This is a genomic window from Diaphorobacter sp. MNS-0, from assembly GCF_019602835.1.
Lineage (GTDB): Bacteria > Pseudomonadota > Gammaproteobacteria > Burkholderiales > Burkholderiaceae_C > Diaphorobacter > Diaphorobacter nitroreducens.
This window is the reverse complement of record NZ_CP080761.1, coordinates 1,523,826-1,544,214: the sequence shown is the minus strand read 5'-3', so window position 1 is coordinate 1,544,214 and position 20,389 is coordinate 1,523,826. Positions and strand designations below refer to the sequence as shown.

General features: G+C 66.7%; 21 protein-coding genes. 5 read left to right on the top strand and 16 right to left on the bottom strand.

What is annotated here, in order from left to right; genetic code table 11:
- Positions 1-5 precede the first annotated feature (5 nt).
- The gene (locus K2L43_RS07480) at positions 6-380 is read left to right on the top strand and encodes a hypothetical protein (RefSeq protein ID WP_011805764.1); all 375 of its coding nucleotides are present in this window, start codon (positions 6-8) and stop codon (positions 378-380) included.
- 57 nt (positions 381-437) lie between these two features.
- Here K2L43_RS07480 and K2L43_RS07475 read toward each other — a convergent pair whose 3' ends face one another.
- The 16 genes from K2L43_RS07475 to rpsB form a co-directional block, all read right to left on the bottom strand.
- On the bottom strand, positions 438-1,220 hold the full coding sequence (locus K2L43_RS07475; protein ID WP_220638775.1) for an RNA methyltransferase: 783 nt from the start codon (positions 1,218-1,220) through the stop codon (positions 438-440).
- 30 nt (positions 1,221-1,250) lie between these two features.
- Positions 1,251-1,880 carry a ribonuclease HII gene (rnhB, locus tag K2L43_RS07470; protein ID WP_011805766.1) on the bottom strand — a complete coding sequence of 210 codons (630 nt, stop codon included), beginning with the start codon at positions 1,878-1,880 and terminating at the stop codon, positions 1,251-1,253.
- On the bottom strand, positions 1,855-3,012 hold the full coding sequence (gene lpxB, locus K2L43_RS07465; RefSeq protein ID WP_011805767.1) for a lipid-A-disaccharide synthase: 1,158 nt from the start codon (positions 3,010-3,012) through the stop codon (positions 1,855-1,857). The genes rnhB and lpxB overlap by 26 nt, the downstream gene beginning before the upstream one ends.
- A 15-nt stretch (positions 3,013-3,027) precedes the next feature.
- On the bottom strand, positions 3,028-3,819 hold the full coding sequence (gene lpxA, locus K2L43_RS07460; protein ID WP_011805768.1) for an acyl-ACP--UDP-N-acetylglucosamine O-acyltransferase: 792 nt from the start codon (positions 3,817-3,819) through the stop codon (positions 3,028-3,030).
- 17 nt (positions 3,820-3,836) lie between these two features.
- A complete protein-coding gene (gene fabZ / locus K2L43_RS07455) occupies positions 3,837-4,277 on the bottom strand; it encodes a 3-hydroxyacyl-ACP dehydratase FabZ (RefSeq protein ID WP_011805769.1) in 441 nt (146 codons plus the stop codon).
- A 15-nt stretch (positions 4,278-4,292) separates the two neighbouring features.
- Positions 4,293-5,273: a UDP-3-O-(3-hydroxymyristoyl)glucosamine N-acyltransferase gene (lpxD, locus tag K2L43_RS07450; RefSeq protein ID WP_220638774.1), complete on the bottom strand. Its 981-nt coding sequence runs from the start codon at positions 5,271-5,273 to the stop codon at positions 4,293-4,295.
- 24 nt (positions 5,274-5,297) lie between these two features.
- Positions 5,298-5,819 (bottom strand): OmpH family outer membrane protein, encoded by a 522-nt coding sequence (locus tag K2L43_RS07445; protein WP_220638773.1) that lies wholly within the window; start codon positions 5,817-5,819, stop codon positions 5,298-5,300.
- Positions 5,819-8,116 (bottom strand): outer membrane protein assembly factor BamA, encoded by a 2,298-nt coding sequence (bamA, locus tag K2L43_RS07440; protein WP_220638772.1) that lies wholly within the window; start codon positions 8,114-8,116, stop codon positions 5,819-5,821. The genes K2L43_RS07445 and bamA overlap by 1 nt, the downstream gene beginning before the upstream one ends.
- A 45-nt stretch (positions 8,117-8,161) precedes the next feature.
- Positions 8,162-9,526 carry an RIP metalloprotease RseP gene (gene rseP, locus K2L43_RS07435; protein ID WP_196995737.1) on the bottom strand — a complete coding sequence of 455 codons (1,365 nt, stop codon included), beginning with the start codon at positions 9,524-9,526 and terminating at the stop codon, positions 8,162-8,164.
- A 119-nt stretch (positions 9,527-9,645) separates the two neighbouring features.
- Complete coding sequence (gene ispC / locus K2L43_RS07430) at positions 9,646-10,818, bottom strand: 1-deoxy-D-xylulose-5-phosphate reductoisomerase (protein WP_220638771.1); 1,173 nt, start codon at positions 10,816-10,818, stop codon at positions 9,646-9,648.
- The gene (locus tag K2L43_RS07425) at positions 10,815-11,669 is read right to left on the bottom strand and encodes a phosphatidate cytidylyltransferase (RefSeq protein ID WP_103738359.1); all 855 of its coding nucleotides are present in this window, start codon (positions 11,667-11,669) and stop codon (positions 10,815-10,817) included. The genes ispC and K2L43_RS07425 overlap by 4 nt, the downstream gene beginning before the upstream one ends.
- Positions 11,670-11,703: 34 nt before the next feature.
- Positions 11,704-12,438, bottom strand: coding sequence for a polyprenyl diphosphate synthase (gene uppS / locus K2L43_RS07420; protein ID WP_015912865.1), 735 nt, complete (start codon positions 12,436-12,438; stop codon positions 11,704-11,706).
- 28 nt (positions 12,439-12,466) lie between these two features.
- A complete protein-coding gene (gene frr, locus K2L43_RS07415; RefSeq protein ID WP_011805777.1) occupies positions 12,467-13,027 on the bottom strand; it encodes a ribosome recycling factor in 561 nt (186 codons plus the stop codon).
- A 48-nt stretch (positions 13,028-13,075) separates the two neighbouring features.
- Complete coding sequence (pyrH, locus tag K2L43_RS07410; RefSeq protein ID WP_220638770.1) at positions 13,076-13,798, bottom strand: UMP kinase; 723 nt, start codon at positions 13,796-13,798, stop codon at positions 13,076-13,078.
- 57 nt (positions 13,799-13,855) lie between these two features.
- Positions 13,856-14,752 (bottom strand): translation elongation factor Ts, encoded by an 897-nt coding sequence (gene tsf / locus K2L43_RS07405; RefSeq protein WP_011805779.1) that lies wholly within the window; start codon positions 14,750-14,752, stop codon positions 13,856-13,858.
- Positions 14,753-14,860: 108 nt separating this feature from the next.
- Positions 14,861-15,613, bottom strand: coding sequence for a 30S ribosomal protein S2 (rpsB, locus tag K2L43_RS07400; protein WP_015912864.1), 753 nt, complete (start codon positions 15,611-15,613; stop codon positions 14,861-14,863).
- 201 nt (positions 15,614-15,814) lie between these two features.
- On the opposite strand from rpsB, the gene K2L43_RS07395 reads away from it, so the two are divergent.
- The 4 genes from K2L43_RS07395 to K2L43_RS07380 all read left to right on the top strand — a co-directional run bounded on the left by K2L43_RS07395 (position 15,815) and on the right by K2L43_RS07380 (position 20,369).
- Complete coding sequence (locus K2L43_RS07395; protein ID WP_220638769.1) at positions 15,815-17,161, top strand: amidase; 1,347 nt, start codon at positions 15,815-15,817, stop codon at positions 17,159-17,161.
- Positions 17,162-17,212: 51 nt separating this feature from the next.
- Positions 17,213-18,460: an FAD-dependent oxidoreductase gene (locus tag K2L43_RS07390; protein WP_220638768.1), complete on the top strand. Its 1,248-nt coding sequence runs from the start codon at positions 17,213-17,215 to the stop codon at positions 18,458-18,460.
- Between the two features lie 41 nt (positions 18,461-18,501).
- Positions 18,502-20,019, top strand: coding sequence for an NAD(P)H-hydrate dehydratase (locus K2L43_RS07385; protein ID WP_220638767.1), 1,518 nt, complete (start codon positions 18,502-18,504; stop codon positions 20,017-20,019).
- Between the two features lie 176 nt (positions 20,020-20,195).
- Positions 20,196-20,369 (top strand): hypothetical protein, encoded by a 174-nt coding sequence (locus tag K2L43_RS07380; protein ID WP_011805784.1) that lies wholly within the window; start codon positions 20,196-20,198, stop codon positions 20,367-20,369.
- Positions 20,370-20,389 lie beyond the last annotated feature (20 nt).

The following is a 20,389-nucleotide window of genomic DNA, read 5'->3' as shown; positions in this document are numbered from 1 at the left end:
GGATCATGAAGCGGCCCACTTTCGCCCTGCTGGGACTGATGCTCACACTAAGCGCCCCGCATGCCCTGGCCCAAGATGCCGTGATCGGCCGGTATGGCCATCATGTGTATGTGATGGTGCCGACCGACAAGGCAGGCAACCGCGCCTATGTGCAGCGCGCCGCGGCGAATGCCTGCGAAGGCAAGAGCCTGTGCCATGCCTCCGTGTGGGCCGAGAGCCTGGACCGCCCCGAAGGCGCGCCGCCCCATCCGCGCTACGAAGAGAACAAGCTGGCGGCATTCCAACGCAACCGCAACGCCGGCGTGGAAGCAAGCCACTCGATCAATTGCCGGCTGTTCGCGCGCGACATCAATGTGCCCTGTCTCGCGGGCACTGAGTAGGCTTTCCCACCGATTCGCCCTACCGCCGGCGGACGCGCGGCCAGGGCCGTGAACGCCTCAGCCAGCCGAGTCGCGCGCCGCAGCGCTGGCATGGAGGCAGATGGCCGCGGCGGCCCCCACGTTGAGCGACTCCTCGCCCCCAGGCTGCGCAATGCGGATGTGGCGCCGCGCACGCTGCTGCAGGGCGGGCGAGACGCCCTGCCCTTCGTGGCCCATGATCCAGCCACACGGCCAGGGCAAGGCTGCGCGATGGAGGAAGTCGCCCTCGTGCGAGCTGGTTGCCAGCAACGGGACCTCCAGCCGGTCGATGTCTGCGGGCGCCAACCCCTCGACCAGCCGCAGGGCGAAATGGGCGCCCATGCCCGCGCGCAGCACCTTGCCACTCCAGAGCGCAGCGGTGCCTTTCAGCGCCGCCACTTGCGTGAACCCGAATGCCGATGCGCTGCGCAGGATGGAGCCCACGTTACCTGCATCCTGCAGGCGGTCGAGCACGACAGTCGGCATCCTTCCGTCCAACCCCTCCGCTTCAGGCAGCGGCAACACAAACCCCATGGGCGCCGGAGACTCCAGAGCGCAGATGTCACTCCAGAGCGCATCAGCGATCACTACATTTTTTATAGCTGCTCGCGCATATTCAGCAGGCGCTTGGGGCCAAAATGACTCCGAGAACACCGCTACCGCTGGCTTTTGTCCACGCGCCAGCGCAGCGCTGCACAGATGATCTCCCTCCAGCCACACACGGCCCTGCTTGCGGTATGCGGAACTGTCCTGCGACAGGCGGCGCAACTCCTTGAGCAGTGCGTTGTCGCGCGATTGGATGAAAGCAGGCGTGGCGTGCATAGGAAACGCAAAGGGGGATAGCGATCTGACTCAGGCAGCGACGGGCGCCTGCAAGGCGCGCGCCACCGGCGCGAACGAGCGCCGGTGCTGGGGACAGGCCCCATGCACTTCCAGCGCGGCCAGATGCTCTGCCGTGCCGTAGCCCTTATGGCCGGCAAAGCCATACACCGGGTATTGCTGATGCAATTGCGCGCACCAGCGGTCGCGCGTGACCTTTGCAAGGATGGAGGCGGCTGAGATCGACGCGACCAGCGCATCGCCCTTGACGATGGCCTCCGCCGGAACGTCCAGCGGCGGCAAGCGATTGCCATCCACCAACACCCGCACCGGCTTCAGCCGCAGCCCCAGCACCGCACGACGCATGGCCAGCATCGTGGCTTGCAGGATGTTGTGTTGATCGATCTCCTCCACCGATGCTTCCGCAATGCTGCAGCACAGCGCCTTGGCGCGGATCTCGTCGTAGAGCTTCTCGCGCCGTGCGGCCGTAAGCACCTTGGAGTCGGCCAGGCCGGCGATGGGCTGCAGGTCGTCCAGGATCACCGCAGCCGCCACCACGGGGCCGGCCAACGGCCCACGCCCGGCCTCATCCACGCCGGCGACGAGGCCGGGCGGATGCCAGTCCAGGGCGGCCTGTTCAAGCAAGGAGGTTCTGGATCGCATGGGCAGCCAGTCGCGGGGTATCGCGCTGCAGATCGTCGTGCAATGCCGTGAAGCGCTGTTCCAGCCGTTGGATACGGGCCGGATCCTGCAACCGCGCGTCCAGCCAGTCCTGGACCGCGGTGGCCAGTGCGTCGGGCGTGGCGGCGTCCTGCAACAGCTCGGGCACCACGAACTCCCTGCACAGGATGTTGGGCAAGCCCACCCAGGGCTGCAACTGCTTGCGGCGCATGAGGCGCCAACTGATCGGATGCATGTGGTAGGAGATGACCATCGGCCGCTTGAACAGCGCGGCCTCCAGCGTGGCGGTGCCACTGGCAATCAGCGTCACGTCGCAGGCCGCGAGCACCGAGTGCGATTGGCCCGTGACGATGGTCGGCGCATCCAGCACCCCGCATTCGCGCGCGATCTGCTCGATACGAGCCCTCAGGGCCGGCACAGCGGGCACTACTATTTTTATAGCTGATCGCGCTTTTTTGATAAGCGCTGCAGCCTGAAAGAACGGCTTGGCAATGTAGGCCACCTCTGCCGAGCGACTGCCCGGCAGGATGGCCAGCACTTCATCGTGTACCGCCAGGCCCAGCTGTGCGCGCGCAGCCGCCTTGTCGGGCACCCGGGGGATGACACTGGCCAATGGGTGGCCGACATAGGTGGCGGAGATGCCCTGGCGCGCGAGCAGTTCCGGTTCAAACGGAAAGATGCACAGGACATGGTCCGCGCTGGCACGAAGCTTCTCGACCCGTTCGGCGCGCCACGCCCAGATCGAAGGGCAGACGAAGTGCACCGTCTTTATACCCGCGGCACGCAGATCCGCCTCCAATCCCAGGTTGAAATCGGGCGCATCCACGCCGATGAAGACGTCGGGCTTGTCCGCCAGCAATCTGGCACGCAGCTGCCGGCGGATCCGCAGAATGCCCAGCAGGCGCCGCACCAGCTCGACGCTGTAGCCGTGCACGGCCAGCCGTTCGCTGGGCCACCAGGCCTGAAAGCCCCGCTCCTGCATGCGCGGCCCGCCGATGCCCATACTGGCCACGGCGGGCCACCGCGCACGCAGGCCGTCCAGTAGCAGGCCGGCCAGCAGGTCGCCGGAGGTTTCGCCAGCCACCATTGCGACGCGGGGAGACTCAGCCACCATGGCGCCAGTGGCGTCTCAGCGCGCGATACCGCGCTGCGACGCGATCACGAAATCACGCAGCAGGGCGATATCGCCTTCCGCCTCGGGATGCGAATGCGGCACGTCGGCCATGGCCGACAGCGCGGCCTCCAGCGTGAGGCCCTGGCGGTACAGCAGGCGGTAGGCCTGCTTGATGCCCGCCATGCGCTGCGCGGAAAAACCCCTCCGGCGCAGCCCTTCCAGGTTCAGCCCGCGCACGGCCAGCGGATTGCCGTCCACCATCATGAAGGGCGGAACATCTTGCGAGATGCGGCTGGCAAAGCCCGCCATGACGTGGGCGCCGATGCGTGAAAATTGGTGCACTCCGGTCAAGCCGCCGATGATGGCCTGGTCACCCACCTGCACATGTCCGGCCAGCGTGGCGTTGTTGGCCAGGATGGTCTGGTTGCCCACCACGCAGTCGTGCGCGATGTGCACATAGGCCATGATCCAGTTGTCGTCCCCGATGGTGGTGACGCCCCGGTCCTGCACGGTGCCGACGTTGAAGGTGCAGAACTCCCGGATCGTATTGCGGTGGCCGATCTCCAAACGCGTGGGCTCGCCCGCGTATTTTTTGTCCTGCGGAGCTGCTCCCAGCGAACTGAACTGGAAGATGCGGTTGTCTTCGCCAATGCGCGTATGGCCCTCGATCACGCAGTGCGCGCCAATCGACGTGCGCGCGCCGATTTGCACGTGGGGGCCGATAACCGCATACGGCCCCACCGTAACAGTAGGGTCCAACTGCGCGGCCGCATCAACGAGGGCCGTGGAATGTATGTTGGGCGCCAAGCGAAATCCTCGGCCTGTCAGGCCACCGTGCGCATGGTGCACATGATCTCGGCCTCGCACGCGACGCTGTCGCCCACGCGCGCGACGCCCTTGAACTTGTAGATGCCGCCCTTGATGCGGTCCAGTTCCACGTCGAGGATGAGCTGATCGCCTGGCTCCACGGGGCGCTTGAAGCGCGCACCATCGATACCGACGAAGTAAAAGACCTTGTCGTCGCCCGGCGCCTCACCCATCATGTCGAACGACAGCAAGCCCGCCGCCTGCGCGAGTGCTTCGAGAATCAACACCCCCGGCATCACCGGGCGTGCGGGGAAGTGCCCCGTGAAAAACGGCTCGTTGATGGTCACGTTCTTGATGGCCAGGATGCGCTTGCCGCGTTCGAGCTCATTCACCCGATCCACCAGCAGGAACGGATAGCGGTGGGGCAGGAGTTTGAGAATTTGGTGGATATCCATCATTTTTCTGTGAGCGGCCTAGCCGTCTTTTCGTGTTTGTTCGAGAGCCTTGATGCGTTCACGCAGCCGGTACAGCTGCCGCAGCGTGGCCGCGTTCTTTTCCCACTTCGCATTGTCGTCCATGGGAAACACCCCGGTGTACTGCCCCGGTTGCGTGATCGAGTGCGTCACCACCGTGTTGGTGGAGATGTGCACATTGTCCGCCAACTGCAGGTGCCCCACGATGGACGCGGCCCCTGCAATCGTGCAGTGCGCGCCGATGCGGGTGCTGCCCGCCACCGCAGAACAGCCCGCCATGGCGGTGTTGCGGCCGATGTGCACGTTGTGCGCAATCTGGATCAGGTTGTCGAGCTTGACGCCGTCTTCGATGACCGTGTCGTCGAGCGCTCCGCGGTCGATGCAGGTGTTCGCACCGATCTCCACATCGTTGCCGATGCGCACCGCGCCCAGTTGCTCGATCTTGATCCATTCGCCGCGCTGCTGCGCAAAGCCGAAGCCGTCAGCCCCGATGACCACGCCAGGGTGCAGGATGCAGCGCTCGCCAACCGTGCAACGCTCGCCGACCGTCACCCGCGACTTGAGCACCGTGTGCGCTCCAATCACTGCGCCGCGCTCGACCACGCACAGGGGACCGATGGAGGCCGTCGGGGCCACCTGGGCTTGAGGATCAACCACGGCGCTGGGGTGAATGCCCGCAGGCGCACCTTGGCCATGCGCGCGCACCCACAGCTGCGTCACGTGTGCAAAGTACGTGTAGGGCTGCTCCACAACGATGCAAGCGCCGCGCTCCAAGGCTGCATTGCGCATCGCGGGGGCCACAATGACACAGGCCGCCTGGGAGGCGGCCAGTTGTGACTGGTAGCGCGGATTGCTCAGGAAGGACAGGTCACCCGGGCCGGAGGATTCCAGCGGGGCGATGCGGAGGATTTCGGTATCCCTGTCCCCTCCTTCCAGGCTGCCCCCAAGTGCATCGACGATCTGCCCGAGTCGCAAGCTCACGCGCTACTGCCTCGTGCCGGTGCTTTACTTGCCGCCGTTGGCAGCGTTCATCGCCTTGATCACCTTGTCGGTGATGTCGTGCTTGGGATTGATGTAGACGGCCTCCTGCAGGATCACGTCGTACTTCTCCTGCTCGGCCACCTGCTTGACGACGCGGTTCGCACGCTCGAGCACCTGGCCCAGTTCCTCGTTCTTGCGCGCGCCCAGGTCCTCCTGGAATTCGCGGCGCTTGCGCTGGAATTCGCGGTCCTGGTCCACCAACTGGCGTTGCCGTACGGTGCGCTGGCTCTCGGCCATCGTGGGCGCCTCACGCTCGAACTTCTCGGTGGCGGACTTGAGCGAATTGCCCATGTCCACCAGTTCTTTCTCCCGGCGGGAGAACTCCTGCTCCAGCTTGGCCTGCGCCGCCTTGGCGGTGTTGGCTTCGCGGAAGATGCGGTCGGTATTCACAAAGCCGGCCTTGAACTCCTGTGCCTGTGCAGGCACGGCGGCAGCCAGGGAGCCCAACAGGACGACCAGGGGAATGTGGCGGGAAAGGGATTTCATTAGAAAGACGTTCCGATCTGGAATTGCAGTTTCTGGATTTTATCGCCGGCGAACTTGCGCACCGGTTGCGCGATGGCGATACGTAGCGGGCCCAGCGGGGAAATCCAGCTCAGGCCCAGACCAGCCGAGACGCGCATGTCGCCCAGCTCCCAGCTCTCATCCTCGCCGTACACGTTGCCCGCGTCCACGAAAGTGAACCAGCGCAGCGTGCGGTCGTTGCCGGCGCCGGGGAACGGCGCGATGAGCTCGGCATTCAGCGTGATCTTCTTGGGGCCGCCCAGCGACGCACCGGTCACGTCCCGCGGACCCAGTGTACCCTGGTCGAAGCCGCGCACCGAGCCCAGGCCGCCGGAGTAGAAATTCTTGAACACCGGGAAGGGACGGCCATTCATGCCCTTGCCTAAGCCCAACTCGCCGTTGAAGGCGATGGTGAACTGCTTGTTCAAGGGAATGTACTGCTGGTATTGGTAGTTGGCTCGCACATAGCGCGCATCGCCGGCCACGGACCATTCGGAGTTCAGGCGCTGGTACCGCCCGGAGTTCGGTGCCAACGCACTGTCACGGTCATCGCGCGACCAGCCAATGGTGAGCGGCACGGATAGGCTGTTTTCACCAAACTGCTGCGCATAGGCGAGGTAGGCGGCGGGGATATTGGTACCGGCCTTGATGCGCGTCTGCTCCACTCCCCCCCCGAAGAACACGGTGTCGGTCTCGCTGAAGGGTACGCCCAAGCGCACACTGGTGCCCGCGGTGACCAGCTCATAGTTGCCGCCCTGGTCTTCATAGGGCTTGGCCGTGCGGTAGTACACGTCGAAGGTACGGGAGATGCCATCCTGCGTGAAGTACGGATCGGTGGTGGAAAACACCAGCGTGCGACGGTACTTGCTGGTGTTGACGTCCACGCCAAGGTAGTTGCCTGAACCGAAGACGTTCTCCTGCTTGATGGCAAACGACACCGAGACCTTCTCGGCGCTGGAAAAGCCCGCCCCCAGTTGCAGCGAGCCCGTAGGCTTCTCGGCCACGTTCACCACCAGGTCCACCTGGTCGGGCGCGCCCGGCACCTCCTGGGTTTCCACATTCACCTCAGTGAAATAGCCCAGGCGGTCCACGCGGTCGCGCGACAGCTTGATCTTGTCGCCGTCGTACCAGGAGGCTTCAAACTGGCGGAATTCGCGGCGGATGACTTCGTCGCGCGTGCGGTTGTTGCCGCTCACGTTGATCCGGCGCACATAGGCGCGGCGCGAGGGCTCTGCACGCAGCACCAGGGCCACGCGGTTGTTCTCGCGGTCGATCTCGGGCACGGCCTCCACACGCGCGAAGGCAAAGCCGAAGTTCCCGAAGTGGTCAGTGAAAGCCTTGGTGGTTTCGGCCACCTTATCGGCGTTGTAGGGTTCGCCAGGGCGGATGGTGATGAGCGACTTGAACTCGTCATCGCGGTCCAGGTAGTTGCCTTCCAACTTCACCCCTGAAACCACATAGCTCTGGCCTTCGTTCACGTTGACGGTGATCGAGATGTCCTGCTTGTCGGGCGAGATTGCCACCTGCGTGGACTCGATGCGGAACTCCAGGAAGCCGCGCGCCAGATAGTACGAGCGCAGCGTCTCCAGGTCTGCATTGAGCTTGGCGCGCGAATAGCGGTTGGATTTGGTGTACCAGCTCATCCAGCCGCCCGTGTCCTGGTCGAACAGCCCCTTGAGCGTGGATTCGCTGAAGGCCTTGTTGCCGACGATGCGGATTTCCTTGATCTTGGCGGGCTCGCCCTCGGTGACGGTGAAGGTGAGGTTGACACGGTTGCGCTCAATCGGCGTGACGGTGGTCACCACCTCCGCGCCGTACAGGCTGCGGTTGATGTACTGGCGCTTGAGTTCCTGCTCAGCGCGGTCGGCCAAGGCCTTGTCAAAGGGGCGCCCCTCGGTCAAACCCACGTCGCGCATGGCTTTCTTGAGGGTGTCCTTGTCGAACTCCTTGGTGCCGGCGAAATCCACGTCGGCGATGGTCGGGCGCTCTTCCACCACCACCACCAGCACGTTGCCGGAAGCCTCCAGGCGCACGTCCTTGAACAGGCCAAGGGCAAACAGCGCGCGGATGGCTGCTGCACCCTTGTCGTCGTTGTACTCGTCACCCACGCGCAGCGGCAACGACGCGAAGATGGTGCCCGGCTCCACACGTTGCAGGCCTTCCACACGGATGTCCTGCACCTTGAACGGCGCCAGCGCCCATGCGGCTTGGGAGGCAAAAACCATGGCTGCGAGGGCGGATGCCGTACGCACGCCCAGGCGATTGATATGTTTTCTCATGGATGAAGCTGGAGCCGACAGTGCAGCGCAACGGCGGCGAAAAGGTTAGCCAAAAAGCCGGGTGAGGTCGTTGAACAGGGCGATGGACATCATGAGGAGAAGCACCGCGACGCCTGTGCGCTGCAGCCGCTCCATCCAGGCTTCGGACACGCCCCGTCCCGTCACCCCCTCCCAAAGATAATACATCAGGTGCCCCCCATCCAATACGGGCAGCGGAAGCAGGTTCAGCACTCCCAGGCTCACGCTGATGAGTGCGAGGAAGCTGAGGTACTGGGTCAGCCCCATGCTGGCGGAACGGCCTGCGTAATCGGCGATGGTCAGCGGCCCGCTGAGGTTCTTGAGCGAAGCCTCACCGATCACCATGCGGCCCATCATGCGCAGCGTGAGGACCGACACCTCCCATGTGCGCACCGTGCCTTTCCAGAGCCCTTCCAAGGGGCCGTAATGCACGTTCACCATCTCGGGCGGCGCGCCCACATAGGCGCCGACGCGTCCCACGGCGCCGCCAGCCTCCTGTGCCACTTCGGGCGTGACTTCCAGGTCGCGCGGCTGACCGTCGCGCTCGATGCGCCAGACCTGCGTGAGCGGCCGGCCTGCCTGCACGGACGCGCGTATCAGCTCGCGCAGTTGCACGCCATCCACCACCGCCGCATTGCCCAGGCGCAGAACCACATCGCCAGCGCGCAGCCCCGCACGCGCAGCCGCGCCGCCTGGCACGACCTCGCCCAACACGGGACGCGTCCAGGGCGCGGTGATGCCGATGCGGCGATACAGCTGCACATCGGCCTCACGCACGTCCAGCTGATCTATGCGCAACAGCACCTCGCGCGGCGTCGTTCCGCGCTCTGGCTGCAGCAGCAGCCGCACGTTCTGCCCGTCCAGCGCGCCGCGCGTGAGCGTCCAGCGCAGGTCTTCGAACGAGCGCACGGGCTCGAAATCGCCCTCGCCCAGCCCGGCGGACACCACCAGTTCGCCGCCGCGCAGGCCCGCCTGCTCGGCCACCGACCCCGCTACAGGGCTGGCCAGGTAGGCCTTGGGCTCGTCCACGCCGCTCCAGTTGACGGCGGCGTACAACAACACCGCCAGGAGCAGATTGGCCAGCGGCCCCGCGGCAACGATGGCGGCGCGCGAACGCAGGGGCTGGGTATTGAAGGCCAGGTGGCGTTCATGCGGCTCGACGGGCGCTTCGCGCTCGTCCAGCATGCGTACGTACCCTCCCAGCGGAAAGGCGCCGATGACGAATTCCGTGGGTGAGCCCTTGGGCTGCCAACGCAGCAAAGGCTTGCCAAAGCCGACCGAGAAGCGGAGGACCTTGACACCGCAGGCCACCGCCACGCGGTAATGGCCGTACTCGTGCACGGCGATCAGCACGCCCAACGCGACGATGAAGGCAACGACAGTCAGCAGCATGCCTGGGGTTTCCTACAAAAATCAGAGCGCCTGGCGCTTATCCACCAATGACTTGAATATAAAAGGCACCTGTAACCCTTGTATGACAAGCGCAAAACGCTCACCTTTTAAGAGCATCCTCACAAGCGCGCCATCAACTCCGCGGACCGCGCACGCGTGCGCGCATCCAGCGCCAGCAGTGCGTCCAGCGAGTCCGGGTTGGACGGTTCGACGGCTTCCAAAGTTGCAAGGTTGAGCGCATGGATCTGGTCGAAACGTATGCGCTGCTCCAGGAAAGCCGCCACTGCCACCTCGTTGGCGGCATTGAGCACGGCCGTGGTGCCGGGCGCCGCGCGCAACGCCTGCCAGGACAGGTGCAGCCCGGGAAAGCGCGTGGCATCCGCTTCTTCGAAGGTCAGCGCTGCCAGTTGCGTGAAATCCAGGGGTGCCGCGCCGCTTTCCACCCGCTCGGGCCAGGCCAGGCCACAGGCGATGGGCACGCGCATATCGGGCGTGCCCAACTGGGCAATGATGGACGCGTCCACGAACTGCACCATGGAGTGGATGATCTGCTGCGGGTGGATGACCACCTTGATCTGCTCGGGCGCCAGGTTGAACAGCCAGCGCGCCTCGATCACCTCCAGCGCCTTGTTCATCATCGTGGCCGAGTCGATGGAAATCTTGCGGCCCATCGAGAAGTTGGGATGCGCGCAGGCCTGCGCCGGTGTCACGTCGCGCAGCGTGGCCGGGTCACGCGTGCGAAACGGCCCGCCCGACGCGGTGAGCAGCACGTGGTCCACGCGCCGCGGCCAGGTGGCGGGGTCTTCGGGCAGGCTCTGGAAGATGGCGGAATGCTCGCTGTCGATGGGCAGCAGCGTGGCGCCGCCTTCGCGCACCGCAGCCATGAACACCTCGCCCCCGACGACCAGCGCCTCCTTGTTGGCCAGCAACAGGCGCTTGCCCGCACGCGCGGCCGCCAGGCACGGCGCCAGGCCCGCCGCGCCCACGATGGCCGCCATGACCGCGTCCACCTCTTCGTGCGAGGCAATGGCTTGCAGCGCATCGGGTGTTTGCAGCACCTCGGTGGGCAAGCCGCTCTGCTGCAGTTTGTCTGCCAGCTGGCGCGCATGCGCACTGCTGGCCATCACCGCATAGCGCGGACGGAACTGCGCGCATTGCGCCAGCATCAGGTCCACCTGCGTGGCCGCGCTCAGCGCAAAGACTTCGTAGAGATCGGGGTGGCGAGCCACCACGTCGAGGGTGCTGGTGCCGATGGATCCCGTAGAACCCAGCACCGTGAGACGTTGTTTCATGCGGATGCGAAATGAGAAAGCATCATGGCCAGGGGCAGCGTAGGCAGCAGCGCATCGATGCGGTCCAGTACGCCGCCGTGGCCGGGCAGCAGGCCGCTGCTGTCCTTGACACCGGCGCTGCGCTTGATGAGCGACTCCACCAGGTCGCCTACCACGCTCATGGCGGCCATGAACAATGCGCCAACGACCAGCAGCCATACGCCCTGGGCTGCCAGGCGTGAGTACAGGCTGGGCACGCTGGCCTGCCAGGCCCCATCGGCCGCGGTCCAGGCCGCGGCCAGCACCAGCACACCCAGCATGCCACCCCACACCCCTTCCCAGCTCTTGCCGGGGCTGATAGAGGGAGCCAGCTTGTTGCGCGTGAAGCGCAGGCCAAAAGCGCGGCCGGCAAAGTAGGCAAAGATGTCGGCCGCCCACACCAGGGTCAGAACCGACAGAAGGAAATTGACCCCCACCACGCGCGCCTGGGCTACGGCCAGCCAGGCCATCCACAGCGCCAGCACGCCGCCGGCCACGCGCAGCCCGCGCGGCAGCTGCGGCCAGCCGGCCACGCCGACGCGCAGCAAGGCGGCCCCACCCAGCACCCAGGCAGCGCCGCCCACCAGCCACAGCCAGGGCAGCGGCTGGTGCAGCCAGCCCGCGGCCCACCCGAGGCCGCACAGCACTACACACGCCGCCCCCAGGCCGATGCTGGCGCCGCCGCCGAGGCCGTTAAGCCGACCCCATTCCCACGCCGCCGCAGCCATCATGACCAGCGTCACCACGGCAAAGGGCACGAACGAGGGATAGAACAATGCCGGCAACAGAATGGCCAGCAGGACCAACGCGGTGATGACACGTTGCTTGAGCATCCAGGCCCCCTTCAGCGATGTGCGGTGGACGGAATCAGGCACGCAGCGAACCGGGCTGCTGCGCTTGTACCTGGTCGGAGGTTTGGCCAAAGCGGCGCTCGCGCGCCGCGAAGTCCGCGATGGCTTCATCCAGTGCGGCCTCGTCGAAATCGGGCCACAGGCGGTCACTGAAATACAGTTCGGTATAGGCGGCCTGCCACAGCAGGAAGTTGCTGATGCGCCGCTCGCCACCGGTTCGGATCAGCAGATCCGGATCGGGCACATGGGCCATGCCCATGGCGGCATGCAGGCTGGCCTCGGTGATGGGCTCGCCCCGCGCTGCAAGCGCAGCTGCGGCCTGTGTGATGTCCCAGCGGCCGCCGTAGTTGAAGCAGACATTGAGCACCAGGCGCTGGTTGCTTGCGGTGGCCGCCTCGGCACGCTGGAGCCCTTCGCGCACCTGCGCCGAAATGCCCGATTTTTCCCCCACGAAGTGCACCTGCACGCCATCCCGGGCCAGTTGCGGCACCTCACGTGTCAGCGCCTTGGCAAGCAGATCCATGAGACCGGACACCTCGTCCGCCGGACGGTTCCAGTTCTCGGAGGAAAACGCGAACACGGTAAGCACGCCCACGCCGCGTTGGACGCAGGCATGCACGCAGCGCCGCAGCGATTCCACGCCCTGCCGATGCCCCGCCAGGCGCGGCAGGAAGCGGCGCGTCGCCCAGCGGCCGTTGCCATCCATGACGATGGCAATGTGGTGGGGAATGGCTCCCTGCACGGTGGGCATGAATCCAGGATCGATCCGCAAAACCGGATCAGATCGCCATGATTTCCTGCTCCTTGGCCGCCACCAAGGCATCGATCTCTGCAATGTGCTTGTCGGTGGTTTTCTGCACATCGGCCTCGGCGCGCTTTTGGTCGTCCTCGGAGGCGAGCTTGTCCTTGACCAGCTTCTTGACGCCCTCATTGGCATCGCGGCGCAGGTTGCGGATGGCCACCTTGGCGCCCTCGCCTTCGCTGCGCGCCAGCTTGGTCATCTCCTTGCGGCGCTCTTCACTCATCGGCGGCATGGGCACGCGGATCAGGTCGCCCATGGAGGCCGGGTTCAGCCCCAGATCGCTTTCACGGATCGCCTTCTCGATCTTGGCACCCATGTTCTTTTCCCAGGGCTGCACACTGATGGTGCGCGCGTCGAGCAAGGCCACGTTGGCCACCTGGGACAACGGCACCATGGATCCGTAGTACTCGACATGGATTGTGTCGAGCAGCTGCGGGTTGGCGCGGCCGGTGCGGATCTTGGCCAGGTTGTTCTTGAAGGCGGCGATGGACTGGTCCATCTTCGCCTCGGTCGTTTTCTTGATGTCGGCAATCGTCATGTGTGGTTCCTCTGCAAGCGGGCAATCAGGCCAGGCGCGGCAAAGCCATCAAGCGTACACCAACGTGCCTTCGTCTTCGCCCATCACCACGCGCTTCAGCGCGCCATGTTTCACGATGGAGAACACGCGGATCGGCAGCTTCTGGTCGCGGCACAGGGCAAATGCCGTCGCGTCCAGGATGCCCAGGTTGCGGCTCATGGCCTCGTCGAACGTGAGCTTGGCATAGCGGGTGGCCGACGGGTCCTTCATCGGATCGGCCGTGTACACGCCGTCGACCTTGGTCGCCTTGAGCACCACCTCGGCGCCGATCTCGGCGCCACGCAGCGCGGCGGCCGTGTCGGTGGTGAAGAAGGGGTTGCCGGTTCCGGCGGCGAACACCACCACTTTGCCCTCTTCGAGGTACTGCAGCGCCTTGGGACGCACGTAGGGCTCCACCACCTGCTCGATGCCGATGGCGGACATCACGCGGGCCGTCAGCCCCTGCTTGTCCATGGCGTCCGCCAGGGCCAGCGCGTTCATCACGGTGGCCAGCATGCCCATGTAGTCGGCCGTGGCGCGGTCCATGCCCACGGACCCGCCCGCCACACCGCGGAAGATGTTGCCCCCGCCGATCACCACCGCCACTTGCACGCCCAGGCGGTTGACCTCGGCGATCTCCTCGACCATGCGCACGATCGTGGCACGGTTGATGCCGAATGCGTCATCGCCCATGAGCGCCTCACCAGACAACTTGAGCAGGATGCGCTTGTGGGCTGGCGTGGCGAGGGTCATGGGCAATTCTCCGTAAGGCTGGACTGGGGGGATGAAGGGCGTGGGCGGCAGGCGCTATCAGGCGCCCGACTTGGCGGCAGCGACTTGCGCAGCCACCTCGGCGGCGAAATCGTCCACCTTCTTCTCGATGCCCTCGCCCACCACGTACAGGGTGAAGCCCTTCACCGTGGTGTTGGCGGCCTTGAGCATCTGGGCCACGGTCTGCTTGCCATCGGCGGCCTTCACGAAGACCTGGTCGGCCAGCGAGACTTCCTTGAGGTACTTCTGCACCGAGCCTTCGACCATCTTGGCGGCGATATCGGCCGGCTTGCCGGACTCGGCGGCCTTGCCCTCGGCCACGGCACGCTCCTTGGCGATCAGGTCGGCAGGCACGTCGGCGCTGGTCAGCGCCACGGGCTTCATGGCGGCCACATGCATGGCCACGTCCTTGGCGGCCACGGCATCGCCGTCGAACTCCACCACCACGCCGATGCGCGAGCCGTGCAGGTAGGCGGCCAGGTTGGAGCCGCTGAAACGCTTGAAACGACGGAAAGACATGTTCTCGCCGATCTTGCCGATCAGGCCCTTGCGCACATCTTCCAGGGTGGGGCCGAAGCCATCCTGCTCATAGGCCAATTGGCCCAGGGCTTCGATGTCGGCGGGGTTGTGCTCAGCGACCAGCTTGGCGGCGGCGTTGGCCATGGCGATGAAGCTGTCGTTCTTGGACACGAAGTCGGTTTCGCTGTTCACTTCGATCAGCGCACCCACGTTGCCGTTGATGAACGATGCCACCACGCCTTCGGCCGTCACGCGGGAAGCGGCCTTGCCGGCTTTGGTACCCAGCTTGACGCGCAGCAGCTCTTCGGCCTTGGCCATGTCGCCGTCGGCCTCGGTCAGGGCCTTCTTGCATTCCATCATGGGGGCATCGGTCTTGCCACGCAGTTCGGCAACCATGCTTGCGGTAATTGCAGCCATCGTGTTTCTCCAGTTCTTGAGTTCAGTTCGTTACAGGATCAGAAGCTAAAAAAAAGGGGGCTCACCAGGGGCCCCGCTTTTTTTGCGACGCATCGCGCGGCCCTTGACTTAGGCGGCGTTCTCGTCCACTTCCACGAATTCGTCGGAGCCTTCGGCAGCCACAGCCTTGGCCACTTCCGTCACGGCGTTGGCACGGCCGTCAAGGATAGCGTCGGCGATGCCGCGAGCGTACAGAGCCACAGCCTTGGCCGAGTCGTCGTTACCGGGGATCACGTAGTCAATGCCCTCGGGCGAGTGGTTGGAGTCCACCACGCCGATCAGCGGGATGCCCAGCTTCTTGGCTTCGGACACGGCGATCTTGTGGTAGCCCACGTCGATCACGAAGATGGCGTCGGGCAGCGCAGCCATGTCCTGAATGCCCCCGATGTCCTTCTCGAGCTTTTCCAGCTCGCGCGAGAACATCAGCTGCTCCTTCTTGCTCATGGACTCCAGGCCGGCTTCCTGCTGTGCCTTCATGTCCTTCAGGCGCTTGATGGAGGTCTTGACGGTCTTGAAGTTGGTCAGCATGCCGCCCAGCCAGCGCTGGTCGACATAGGGCACGCCAGCGCGCTGGGCCTGCTCGGCCACCAGTTCGCGGGCCTGGCGCTTGGTGCCGACCATCAGGATCGTGCCGCGGTTGGCGGCCAACTGCTTGGCGAACTTCTGCGCCTCCTGGAACATCGGCAGCGACTTTTCCAGGTTGATGATGTGAATCTTGTTGCGATGGCCGAAGATGAAGGGGGCCATCTTGGGGTTCCAGAAGCGCGTTTGGTGGCCAAAGTGGACACCGGCTTCCAGCATTTCACGCATGGTGACGGACATGAGGTTTCTCCGAAGGTTGGGTCTAAAATCCAGCCTCAATACTTGCCCACTGAATCGCTCTTGCGTGGAACTTGCAGTCCCACGAGAGGGCAGAGGGCAACACCTTGAGAGGGCTGGTTTGCGATTAAGTTCTGCATGGTGCCTGGCAGCACGGCGGCGGCGCAGCTCTCAGCAAAACCCAAAGATTCTAGCATATCCCCCATGTTGGCTGACCTCGTCTCCACCCGCAGCCACGTAGCTGCCGGGCACAGCAGCGCACGCGATGAAATCGAGCGCTGCATCGCCGCCGCCGAAGGGCCCACCTGCGCCCATGTGTTCCGCCAGACCAGCTTCGACCAGGCCCGCCCAGCAGCCGCCGTGCCCGGCGTGGAGCGTCTGCCGCTGGCGGGCCTTGCCGTGTCGGTCAAGGATCTGTTCGACATCCAGGGCATGACCACCGCCGCGGGCTCCACCGTGTTGCGGGATGCGCCACCCGCGCCGGCCGACAGCCCGGCCGTGGCGCGCCTGCGCCGCGCGGGCGCAGCGTTCATCGGCCGCACGCACATGGTGGAGTTCGCCTTCTCCGGCGTGGGTGTGAATCCGCACTTCGGCACGCCCGCCGCATTTGACGCCCGCCACGGCGCGCTGCCCGGCCCCGCGCGGGTGTGCGGGGGCTCATCGTCGGGCGCCGGGGTGTCGGTGGCCACGGGCGCGGCCTTCATTGGCCTGGGCTCCGACACGGGCGGCTCGATCCGTATCCCGGCCGCGCTGAACGGCATCGTGGGCTTCAAGAACACCGCGCGTCTCGTGCCCACCGAAGGCGCTGTCCCCTTGTCCACCACGCTGGACACGGCCTGCGCACTCACCCGCACGGTGCGCGATGCCGTCGTGGCGCACGAGATCCTGGCGGCACGGCGCGTCACGCGCAGCCCCGCACCGCTGTCGGCCTGGCGGCTGGCCGTACCCGCCACACTGTTCCTGGACGGACTGGACGCCACCGTGGTCCGCGCCTTCGACCGCACGCTGTCCCGCCTGCGCGCGGCCGGCGCGCAGATCACCGAGATTGCCCTGGCAGAAACCGCCCAGTTGGCCGATGTGAACGCCACCGGCGGGTTTTCCGCCGCCGAAAGCTACGCCTGGCACCGCACGCTGCTGGCACGGCACGGCAACGCCTACGATCCGCGCGTGAAGAGCCGCATCGAGCGCGGCGCTGGCATGTCCGCGGCCGACTACATCGATCTGCTGCACGCGCGGCGCGCCTGGATCGCACGCATGCAGACCGCCATGGCCGACTTCGACGCCCTGCTCTCGCCCACCGTGCCCATCGTGGCGCCCCCCATCGCATCGGTCGCGCCGGGCAGCGAGCGCGACGCGGAGTTCTTTCGCGTCAACGGATTGCTGCTGCGCAACACCAGCGTGGTCAACATGCTGGACGGCTGCGCCCTGTCCCTGCCCTGCCACGAAGCGGGCGAACTGCCCGTGGGCCTGATGGTGTGGCACGGCGCACTGCGCGACGACCCGGTGCTGAACATCGGCCTGCTGATCGAACAAGAACTACAAAAACAATAGCTACTAGCGCTTATCCTACGGGCGCTAGAGGCATATTTCGCTTCAATTTTCATGCACATCATCATCGTGGGCGCCGGCATCGTCGGCGCGGCCACTGCTTATGAACTGGCCGCGGACGGCCATCAGGTCACCGTGGTCGAGCAGCGCGGCGCCGCGGCAGAGGAGGCGAGCTTCGGCAGCTCCGGCCTGCTGGCGCCCTCGCTACTCATGCCGTGGGCGGCGCCGGGCCTGGGTGGGCCGCTCGGCCGCTGGCCTTGGAGCCGCGATGCCACGCTGCGCCTGGTACGCGGCGCCGGCATGGCAGGCCGGCGCTGGCGCTGGCGCTGGTCCCAGGCGGGTCGCCGGCCCGAGACGGCGGCGCGGCTGGCCGCGCTGGAAGGTCTGGGCCGCTACAGCCTGGCACGCACGCGCGAACTCATCCACCAATTGGACGTGGACCTGGAAACCAGCCGCGGCACTCTGGTGCTGCTGTGCCGCCCCGAAGATGTGGAGCGCCTGCAGCCCGCGTTGAAGGTGCTGCGCGACGCGGGCGTGGGCCTGCGCGATGTGGATGCCGACACCGCGCGGCTCATCGAGCCCGGCCTGTCCACCGACGTGCCGCTGGCGGGCGCCGTGCATGTACCGGATGGCGAGTCCGGCAACTGCCGGCTGTTTGCGCAGATCCTGCGCCACGCGGCGCAGGAGCGCGGCGCACAGTTCGTGTTCGGCGCGCATGTCCGCGCTCTCAGCGCATCGCCGCCCGGCGTCCACGTCGTAGGCGAAGCCGCCCCGCGCCAGGCCGACGCCGTGGTGCTGTGCGCCGGCGTGGCCAGCGCCGCGCTGCTGCGCCCGCTGGGGCGCCACCTGCCCCTGGAGGCCGTACATGGCTACACTGTCAGCGCGCCGGTGCGCGAGGACAGCCATGCACCCCAGGGCTCGGTAATCGATCCGCTGCACCGCATCACCATCACCCGCCAGGGTCAGCGCGTGCGTGTGTCCGGCGGCGCCGAGATCGGGCACGGCAACGGCAGCCACCACGCGCCCACGCTGCAGACGCTCTACCTCGCGCTGTCGGGCTGGTTCCCGGGCGGCGCACTCACCTCGTCCCCGCAAGTGCAGGTCTGGCGCGGCGCGCGCCCCACGCTGACCGATGGCGCCCCTGCCATCGGCGCGAGCGATGTGTCCGGCCTGTGGATCAACACCGGCCATGGCGCTTGCGGCTGGGCCCAGGCCTGTGGCAGTGCCCGCGCCTTGGCGGACCTGATCGCCCAGCGCAGTCCCGCGATTGACCTGCAGCCCTTTGCGCCGCAGCGCTTCTAGCGCGCTTCGCACGGCCCCCGCCCGGCGCCACAATGCCGGGCATGCAGCGCATCGCACCTGACCGGCCCCATCCCCTGTTCGACACCGCGGCCACGCGCCGCCTGGAGGCCAGCGCCGCCGCTGCCCTCGCGCCCCACACGCTGATGCAGCGCGCCGGCCAGGCCACGGCCCGGTTGGCGCTCGCGCTGGCTCCACATGCGCGCACCTTCTGGTTCGCCTGCGGCGGCGGCAACAACGGCGGCGATGGGCTGGAGGCCGCCCTGCTGCTGCACCGCGGCGGCCACCCGGTCGTGGTGACCTGGATGGGAACGCCCGAGACGGCGCCTGCCGACGCGCGCCAGTCCTGGCAGCGCGCACAAGAGGCCGGCGTGCCGTTCGCGGCTGAGCCACCCTCCCTCGGTCCGCAGGACCTGTGCGTGGATGCGCTGCTGGGCATCGGCCTGAGCGCCGATCCGCGCCCCCGCAGGCCCGACGCGCGGCTGCTGCAATGGCTGGCCCGCATGCGCGCCTGCGCGGCACCCACGCTGTGCGTGGACCTGCCATCGGGCCTGGTGGCGGAATCAGGCCAGTACATCCCGGGGCTGGCGCCGGCCCAACCAGGTGCCACGGCGGCGCGCCACACGCTGAGCCTGCTCACGCTCAAGCCAGGCCTGTTCACCGGCCAGGGTCGCGACGCAGCGGGCAGCGTGTGGTTTGATGACCTGGGCGTGCCGGCATCAACCGAAACCCCTTGCGCCTGGCTCGCCGGCCCCCCCGCCCCTGCCGTGCGCGCCCATGCCAGCCACAAGGGCAGCTACGGCGACGTGGCCGTCATCGGCGGCGAAGGCCTGCAGGCGCGCGGCATGGGCATGACGGGTGCGGCCCTTTTAGCCGCCAGCGCGGCGTTGCACGCCGGCGCGGGCCGCGTGATGGTGGCGCTGCTGGACGCCGGCGCACTCCCCGCCCTGCCGCAGCAGCCTGAACTGATGCTGCGCCGTTGTGACGCGCTGGCGCTGGACCACGCCACCGTGGTCTGCGGCTGCGGCGGGGGCGCGGCCGTGGCGGCCGTGCTGCCAGACGTCCTGCAGCAATCGGCACGCCTGGTGCTGGACGCAGACGCGCTGAACGCCGTGGCCGCCGACCCCCATCTGCAGCATCTGCTGCGCGAGCGTGGCCGGCAGGGCCGCCCCACCGTGCTGACTCCGCACCCCCTGGAGGCCGCGCGGCTGCTGGCCGGCACCACGGCCACCGTGCAGGCCGACCGCCTGGCCGCGGCGCGCACGCTGGCCGATCAGTACGGCTGCACCGTGCTGCTCAAGGGCTCGGGCAGCGTGATTGCCGCACCGGGGCACACGCCCCTCATCAACCCCACGGGCAATGCGCGTCTGGCCACGGGCGGCACCGGTGACGTGCTGGCCGGCCTGTTGGGGGCGCGCTTGGCCGCGGAGCCTGCACAGGCCGGTGCGGCATTTGCGGCGGCGGGCCGCGCCTGCTGGGAGCACGGCGCTGCTGCCGACCGCTGGCCCGCCGGGAGGTCCCTCACCGCGGGAGCGCTCGCACGCGCACTGAACGCTGGTTGACCGCGCAGCGCGCCGCGCGGTCCGGTCGCCGCACGATTGCATCCAACGGTAACGGTGGTTTCCAAGCTGCGCATATCTACCTTGTCTTACAGACGGTGCGAGGACTGAAGCGCTTTAATCGCTCCATGTCTTGGTATGCATGCATACCGTGTGTTCCACCCACCTGAGGTACTGCCATGAAACGCCATTTCCGCCCCGGATCGCGCGCCTACGCGGCCTTTGTGGTCACCGTGGTCCTGGCCTTCGCGGCCAGCGTCATGACCCTGGTGCCCCACCAGACGACCCAGGTGGCCGACTCGCAGGTGCACAGCCAGCTGGAACAACTCGTTCCCGCTGGCGTCTTCGACTGAGCTCCCTTTCACTCCTCCCC